The sequence below is a fragment of the Blautia difficilis genome (assembly GCF_014297245.1).
GTDB classification, from domain to species: Bacteria; Bacillota; Clostridia; order Lachnospirales; family Lachnospiraceae; genus Blautia_A; species Blautia_A difficilis.
This window is the reverse complement of the sequence record NZ_JACOQG010000060.1, coordinates 1-5,553: the sequence shown is the minus strand read 5'-3', so window position 1 is coordinate 5,553 and position 5,553 is coordinate 1. Positions and strand designations below refer to the sequence as shown.

7 protein-coding genes are annotated in these 5,553 nt (G+C 38.5%); 1 reads left to right on the top strand and 6 read right to left on the bottom strand.

The window, feature by feature from the left end; translation table 11 throughout:
- The first annotated feature begins 622 nt into the window (after positions 1 to 622).
- Positions 623 to 1,513: an Rpn family recombination-promoting nuclease/putative transposase gene (locus H8Z82_RS16530; RefSeq protein ID WP_243176515.1), complete on the top strand. Its 891-nt coding sequence runs from the start codon at positions 623 to 625 to the stop codon at positions 1,511 to 1,513.
- A gap of 459 nt (positions 1,514 to 1,972) precedes the next feature.
- Here H8Z82_RS16530 and H8Z82_RS16525 read toward each other — a convergent pair whose 3' ends face one another.
- From H8Z82_RS16525 to H8Z82_RS16500, 6 genes are all read right to left on the bottom strand, one after another.
- A complete protein-coding gene (locus H8Z82_RS16525) occupies positions 1,973 to 2,431 on the bottom strand; it encodes a HEPN domain-containing protein (RefSeq protein WP_186995728.1) in 459 nt (152 codons plus the stop codon).
- Positions 2,418 to 2,759 (bottom strand): nucleotidyltransferase domain-containing protein, encoded by a 342-nt coding sequence (locus H8Z82_RS16520; RefSeq protein ID WP_019160406.1) that lies wholly within the window; start codon positions 2,757 to 2,759, stop codon positions 2,418 to 2,420. The genes H8Z82_RS16525 and H8Z82_RS16520 overlap by 14 nt, the downstream gene beginning before the upstream one ends.
- Positions 2,760 to 2,835: 76 nt before the next feature.
- Entirely contained in the window at positions 2,836 to 3,795 is a 960-nt protein-coding gene (locus H8Z82_RS16515; RefSeq protein WP_186995727.1) for a HipA domain-containing protein, read from the bottom strand.
- On the bottom strand, positions 3,792 to 4,124 hold the full coding sequence (locus H8Z82_RS16510) for a HipA N-terminal domain-containing protein (RefSeq protein WP_119253820.1): 333 nt from the start codon (positions 4,122 to 4,124) through the stop codon (positions 3,792 to 3,794). Before H8Z82_RS16510 ends, H8Z82_RS16515 begins: the two co-directional genes overlap by 4 nt.
- 3 nt (positions 4,125 to 4,127) lie before the next feature.
- Positions 4,128 to 4,328: a helix-turn-helix transcriptional regulator gene (locus H8Z82_RS16505; protein WP_044951787.1), complete on the bottom strand. Its 201-nt coding sequence runs from the start codon at positions 4,326 to 4,328 to the stop codon at positions 4,128 to 4,130.
- 256 nt (positions 4,329 to 4,584) lie between these two features.
- Positions 4,585 to 5,553 (bottom strand): hypothetical protein (locus tag H8Z82_RS16500; protein WP_186995726.1); only part of this gene is annotated, 969 nt, incomplete at its 5' end.

Here is a 5,553-nt window from a genome sequence, read left to right as displayed (position 1 = left end):
TCAAGTAGACATAGTGCTGATATTTTACGCTCGAAATTGTATATTTTTACTATTTGATTTTCAAAGAACAAGTAAATCGATTTAAAGTCCTTAAGTTGACGCTAAGTTCCCAACATTGGGGTCTGACCACCGAAAATAATCGGAAAGATAATAATCTTCACATAAAAGAATTCTAAAATTTATATAACATAAAATTTTTTACCCATACATAAAGCCATCCCAGCTATATGAATAATATACATAGTCGAGATGGTTTTAATTGCAGTCAGCCCAGCGGGGCCCACCACCGAAAATAATCTATTATTCTTTTAACCGCATATCAAATGCTGGACGCATATATTCTATGGCATTCCTTGATAGTCCATATTTACGTGCCAGTTTTTCCCATTGCTCATTTATAATTTCGCACATTTTAGCACATTGGGATCTGACCACTGAAAAGGACCCTTGAATATATTGCCAAATGACACATTTCGACAAATTCTCTTATGGAAATAAAACGTTATATGTGATATAGTGGTAGTAACAAAACAGCAGGAGGTGTCGAACGCTGGAACAAAATAAAGTAAAACCAGATACCATACTAAAGAACTTCTGGAGAAACAACCGCCATTTTGCAGACTTGTTCAATGCGGCATTATTCGATGGGGAACAAGTGCTGGATCCGAATGACCTTACAGAAGCTGACACCGATGTTTCTTCACTGATCAAATTTAATGGTCATGCAGAAACTGTCCAGAAAATACTGGATGTTGTAAAGAAAACTGCCTATGGCATTGATTTTGTCCTCTGGGGACTGGAGAATCAGGCAAAGATCCATTACGCGATGCCGTTGCGGCATATGGTAGGAGATGCTTTCTCTTATCTAAAAGAATATAATGAGATCGCTGCTAAAAACAAGAAGGATGGTCATTTTGAATCTTCAGATGAGTTTCTCTCGAATATGAAAAAAACAGATAGACTGCATCCAGTAATCAGCCTTTGTGTTTATTATGGAGAAGAGCCATGGGATGGCCCGCTATGTCTGGCAGATATGCTTGAGATTCCTGAAAAAGTCCGTCCAATGGTGTCGGATTATAAAATGAATCTGCTTCAGCTGAGGGCAAGTGAGACCTGTGATTTTCAAGATCCGGAAGTTGCTGCTGTGTTTGATATCAGCCGTTCTATTTATGAACGCGATTACCAAAGAATCAATACGGTATATAAAAACAGAAACATCACATCCGAACTGGGAATTGTGATCGGCGCGATCACCCAGTCGCAGAAACTGATAGACCATGCTTTGGAATCAGAACGGAAGGGAGGTCAGGTTAATATGTGTACTGCATTGGAAGAGTTAATGAATGAGGGAAAACTTGAGGGACGGCGCGAAGGACGGTTAGAGGGTATCCAGGCAACAATCAGCACCTGTAAAAGTTTTAACGCCAGTAAAGATGTTACAGTGAAAAACCTGATGAAGGTATTTTCATTGTCAGAAGAAGATGCGGCTGGTTATGTGGAGGAATATTGGTAAACGTTGAAGTGCTATACTAACGTTGTAACAGCAACATTCAAGAATGTAAAGAAGGGAACCTACTATGCAGGTCTCCGCGCATTCAACAGAACTTCTGTAGGCTGAAGGGATCTGACCATCGAGTATGAAACTTTTTCTGTAAAATAATGTTTATAAGGTTCTTCTATGATACAATAAATATCATTAGGAGGGCCTTTTATTATGGCAAGACAAAAGAAACCTGTACATCGTGTACAAATGACAGAAGGAAAACGAAACATCATCCATCAGCTCCTGGAAGAGTAAAGACATTCTATCTGCATCTGGAGGGGTCTGACCACCGAAAATAACCGGAAAGATAATAATCTCCACATAAAATGATTCTAAAATTTATATAACATACAATTCCTTACCCACACATAAAACCATCCCAACTATAAGAATGAGCTCAATAGTCGGGATGGTTTTGATTGTGAATTATTACTGCTCTGGTTTATCAGTATTTTTATCTTCAGATGGGCTCTCTGATTCTGTAAATAAATATTTCTCTGCCAATTCCAGGATTTTTTCTGCCGTTTCAATTTGCTCTGCAGTTATCATTTTCGAAGCTATATAAAAAGTATCGTAATCACTTGCATGTCGAATTTCTTCAGCTTTCACAATTTTCCTGCCTAATTCACGTGGAAAAATTTCTGGTTGCACATAATTTTTATTAAAATAGCTAAGCGTATCCTTATGGCGTTTAAAAGCGACTCCTTCTTTCGCAAGTACTGCACATATTGTATGAAATATACTGTAGTAAGCTCTGTTATTTGCTCCACGATACTGTTCTGCTTCGAATGTAAGATGAGCTGTTTCCAGATCTTCTCTTGCAACATTCAAGCGATGCCGTACCACATCCATCTGAGTTCCCACATCAATGGAGTCAGGCTGCTTCATATAAAACAACTCCCTCCTTTTGAACATTAGAATAAAATGGATAAGACGCTGCCCAGTGGTAAAAATGCTGCTGATTTTTCACTACAGGCATCATCCATATATCATGCTGAACATTATATTTAAATCCAAGTTCTGAAAGAGCATCTGAATATGCATCCATTTCTTCTACGGAAAGATCTACCAGAATCATTATATCTATGTCTGAATCTGGTGTATAATCTCCTCTGGCATAGGAACCATATAGAATCACGCTTTTTAAGTGCGCCCCATATATCTTTTGTATCTCTGATAAGTATTGAATAAGCAGTGTATGAATTGTCTGTGGCATATAAATCCATTCCTCCTTTCTATCACTTTCAGTATAAAACAAACGATACTTTTTGGCAATGTGAACAGCCTTTTATCTAACTCAAAATATCAATCCTTTTTGAAATAAGTTCCCCTATTTGCTCTTTTTGCTCTGCTGACAAGTAAGATTCTTCTATCTGTGTAAAAAGTTTTGTCTTTAATGAGCATACTTTTTTCATCATACGTTCTGCAGAATTTAATGGGATTCCACAGGATTCTGCCAGTATCCGAAATTCTTTCTTATGAATATTACGTTTTTTGCCATTTATTGTCAGTGCCAGCTGTTCTTTATCTTCTGGCATGATCACATTAACAGGAAGCATATCGTATGCTTTTGATAATTGGAAATTTCTGCTGCCAGGCTCCGTTTCCTTTAGCGAAAAGTTTTTCAAATGCATATCTGAATTTCCCATAACGAAAGATCCAACAACACGCAGAAACAGCTCTGACAGGTCTAAGCCCGGTGTTGCAGAATATTTTTTTATGATTCTTCCGCATTGTTCATAAGAACCTTTATATTTATCCTGTGTCAGCCGGTAAGACAGCTGGCAGAAGTCTTCCATGGCATATAGTTTGGTCTCTTTTTCTGATATTTCCCGGTCTATCCTTCTAGTAATATACGCGTATTCATCATTCATTTTTATAAGAGCATGGGGAACTGTCTGGATTCCCATAATTTCTGCGAGACGCATTGCCAGATCCTCAAATTCCGGCATATTATGAAATTCTTCCGTCTGCGGTTTCAGGATATATCCTGTTGGATAGTCCACAATTGTAAGTCTTGCATTAAGATCTGTTGATAAATGCAGGGAAAGCTTTTTCTGAACTCCCGGCACGGTAAGTCCCTCATTTACCGTCTCATTTGCCAGTATTTCCAGTTGGTCTTTCGTAATATCCAAGATTGGTAATTCATCTGTCTGAAAAAATCTCTTTACACACTTTTTGTGCCAGCACCATTCTTTTTCCACATTCGCTGCACTATTTGTTATTGACTTTCCACAACACAAGCATTTCATACCTTTTCTCTCCTGATATAAACATCGCCAATGCAGTCTCTGCAGGCAGATAACAGTAAGCCAAACCGGTCTTTCTGGTTGATTTTCCAGTTTCGGCTGACCACCCCCAGAAGCCATCCTTCCGGAATCAGTCCGTCAAAAAAAGGAAACAATATGGTTGTTTCATAAGGCTCCTGACGTAATGGAAGTGTCAGGCTTACTGCCACCGCATCTTCTCTGTCCAGATAATCCTGGTCATAAGTAAAAATATACCCTTCTTCAGTTTCTGCAATAATTCCGGAAAAGTGATTTTGAATATATACATATCCCTTTCTATATTCTGACTCCACCTGCTAATCCTCCTTTTTTCCTGGTACAGCTTCTTTCCCAAACATTGCCAGTGCCTGATTCACTTTGTCCAGACGCACCGTTTCTTTTCCCTGTTCCAATTCCCTTACAAAACGAAGTCCAAGTCCGGAACGGATTGCAAAATCCTCCTGCGTCAGCCCTGCTTTTTTTCTTTCTTTTTTTATATAATCTCCAATTGTACTCATATTAAACATATTAATCCCGTTCGGGTGTAATTTCAAGTGAATTATATAAGAAAATCCCGTTCGGGTATAATTTATATATTTTTATATTAAATCATCCTGAACGGGTATAATACTATTTTTATGTTTTGTGCCCCGATGGAATCTAAACACCGAGAATAATCACAGGGAAAAAGAAAACTACCATATTGTACTGGTGTATGCAGGGTTTTGTGTGTGATACGCCAAAAGGGACTGTCTGGTACAAGAAAATCGCTAACTAGATTTCAAACTCTTTATATAATTGTTCCCTGTATGTTTCATCTTCAGATGCTCTTTTCGCATCTGCATAACGTTTATTATCTAAAAGTATTTTCATAAGCATCCCAAGACGATTCTCACCCTTCTTAATGCCTTTCTTTTCGCCTTTTTTCTCGCCTCTTTCTTCTGCATAGGAAATCATACTCAACATATCGGACACCTCCTTCTGCCGGATCTGACTGTCTGAATCCGGAATGTAAGACAATACTTTCTTCTGATTACCGGAAAATACACCATATAAAAGGTCCATTAGTCCTTTTTCATTTTTCGCTTCCCCTCCAAGACGTACTATAACAACTTCCATAAGGTCTGCTTCTGCAGCATCGATCTGAATGTCAGGGACACGGAAGCCTTCGTTTTTATAATTATGTATCTTGTAATAGGATACGGTATTCTGCTGCTCTTTAGGAATATTGTCAAGGCAGATCCAGATGCTGTACACCTTTTCCAGATATTTATAGCCTTTCCCATTTTTCCCTACCTTATCCAACTGTGAGGATAATTTCCGGCATCCATAGTATATGCCTCTTTTAACAACAGGATACCCAGGCCGGTAATTCTTCTGCAATTCAAAATCCACATGAAGATTTACCAGGATATTTTCCTTTTTCTTTGGAAGCAAGGAACGAAACAGGATATCAAAAACTGCCGGTGCCTCATCTGTTGTGTTGAATTCTGTCTGCTCACCCCGGATGCTTCCTGCCATATCTTCTTCTACAAATGCGGTTCCCGTCCGGATGGTATCTCCTTCAATGCAGTTTATGATCTCCTCCAGAGAACAATCACTGTATTCTGCTACCGTGTACTTCAGAATATTGCCCATGATCGGCTTATATGAAAAAATATTTTTTGCCGCTTTGTCTTTGGTTTCTTTGCCTTTTAAGGTTCTCATTGTTGTGGAAATACTGTTTTTTACCTTCATGAGATA

Excerpts from the sequence above, each read along its gene's own strand:
- H8Z82_RS16525 (WP_186995728.1), bottom strand. The coding sequence starts at position 2,431 with ATGAAGCAGCCTGACTCCATTGATGTGGGAACTCAGATGGATGTGGTA.
- H8Z82_RS16515 (WP_186995727.1), bottom strand. The coding sequence starts at position 3,795 with ATGAAATGCTTGTGTTGTGGAAAGTCAATAACAAATAGTGCAGCGAAT.
- H8Z82_RS16505 (WP_044951787.1), bottom strand. The coding sequence starts at position 4,328 with ATGAGTACAATTGGAGATTATATAAAAAAAGAAAGAAAAAAAGCAGGG.
- H8Z82_RS16520 (WP_019160406.1), bottom strand. The coding sequence starts at position 2,759 with ATGCCACAGACAATTCATACACTGCTTATTCAATACTTATCAGAGATA.